The 1,309-nt window shown below is 52.6% G+C and carries 1 protein-coding gene; it reads left to right on the top strand.

Features of this window, described 5'->3' with window-relative positions; genetic code table 11:
• Nucleotides 1-162: 162 nt before the first annotated feature.
• Nucleotides 163-1,146, top strand: coding sequence for a nuclear transport factor 2 family protein (locus PFRI_RS02950; protein ID WP_072629260.1), 984 nt, complete (start codon nt 163-165; stop codon nt 1,144-1,146).
• The last annotated feature ends 163 nt before the right edge of the window (nt 1,147-1,309 follow it).

Raw genomic sequence — 1,309 nt, 5'->3', positions numbered from 1 at the left:
CAAAGAGCCTTCAATCGATGCAATCATCCGCCAAGAACGCAACCATGCGTTTGCTTGCAGTGCGCTCAAGGCGTCCGGGTCGTATTCCTTTTTCCAGAATGCGTGCGGGTCCAGGTCACAAGTAACCCGACCCACCACATCAAGCATTCAAAAGGAAATATCATGTCATCACATGACCGTTCACTCTATCTGCGCTACGCAGAGGCACTCAAGCATCCAAACAATTTTTCTGGCGCAGTTGCCGCATTCTTTGCTGCAGACGCCAACATCAACGTTGTCCACCCGTTCAATGAACTGCAAGGGGCAGACACGTACTTTGAGAAATTCCTGCGTCCGTTACAACACTCGTTCGAGGGGCTTTACAGGCGTGACGACATTTTCATGGCTGGCCAATTTGATGGGCAAGATTGGATCAGTTCCACGGGCTACTACGTAGGGCGCTTTGCGCAAGACTGGATCGGCCTCAAGGCAACCGGCACGCTCAGCTATCTGCGCTATGGAGAGTTTCACCGCATTGAGGACGGAAAAGCTGTCGAAAGCTATATCTATCTCGACATTCCCGAGTTGATGATCTCGTGCAACCAATGGCCCCTGACCATGGGCCCCGGCCTGTCGCGTGGACACACCGGAATGATCCAAGGCCCCGCAACCCGCGACGGCGTTATCACAGATGCGCCTGATCCCGCCGAAGGGCAGCGCAGCTACCAGATTGTGACGGACATGCTTGCAGGTCTTGCGACCAAAGACGAAGCATGGCGACCCTACTGGCACGAAAACATGATGTGGTATGGCCCAGGCGCATTCGGGAGCTTTGTTGGGATCGACGAATTTGCATCGTTCCAAGTTCCCTTTGAATCTCAGTTTGACGGGTGGTCTGGAGGGGCAGCGAACAACGGGATGACCAAGCACTTCACAAGATATGGTGAGGGAAATTATACGTGCTCGGGCGGCTGGCCATCCTTAACCGGTGTCAACGTGAAGCCATTCCTAGGGCAAGGACCCACGCAAGAGCGGGTATTCATGCGTGTCTGTGACTGGTGGCGGCGAGAGAATGACATTCTTGTCGAGAACTGGGTATTTGTTGATGTCCCGCATGTTTTGCTGCAGCTGGGATATGATCCGTTGCCACTTTGGCAAGGCTCGTAGGGTGAGAACCACTGGACTACTTTGCTGACTTTTGAGGAAATACTTTCGTATTAAACATCAGAATGTCTGCAGTCATTGCAGACATTCGAATTGCTTTGGGCAATAGCAGTTTTGTTTAAGGTTTTTCGATGCGGGCCTGAGCGTGATTTCTCCTCTTGGTGCG

Origin of the sequence: Planktotalea frisia (assembly GCF_001890925.1) — a bacterium.
Classification (GTDB): Bacteria; Pseudomonadota; Alphaproteobacteria; order Rhodobacterales; family Rhodobacteraceae; genus Planktotalea; species Planktotalea frisia.
This window is presented reverse-complemented; position numbering and strand designations above follow the sequence as displayed.